Genomic DNA, 251 nt, shown 5'->3' with positions numbered 1-251 from the left:
CCTGATGGGCAGCCCCTGAAAACAGGGCACGGGAGCAAACAGGGGCGAGGGCGCACAAGCCAGACCCCTGAACTGTTGCGCCGCCTGCTGCGCGCGAAGGACCGGATGGACGCCGCCTCGCACGAGGAGTGGCCTGTCCCGCGGCTGGCGCGGGTGAGCGGCGTTTCCGAGGCCCATTTCGCGCGATCGTTCAAGGAGGCTTTCGGCGTTCCCCCGCATCGCTACCTGCTGACGCGTCGACTTGAACGGGC

General features: G+C 68.5%; 1 pseudogene. It reads left to right on the top strand.

What is annotated here, in order from left to right:
- Positions 1-105: 105 nt before the first annotated feature.
- Positions 106-251: pseudogene (locus KVS69_RS21225) on the top strand (helix-turn-helix domain-containing protein); the annotation flags it as partial.

This window comes from Stenotrophomonas sp. GbtcB23, from assembly GCF_019091045.1.
Lineage (GTDB): Bacteria > Pseudomonadota > Gammaproteobacteria > Xanthomonadales > Xanthomonadaceae > Stenotrophomonas > Stenotrophomonas rhizophila_A.
The sequence above is the reverse complement of the archived record's forward strand: the minus strand, read 5'-3'. Positions and strand labels throughout refer to the sequence as shown.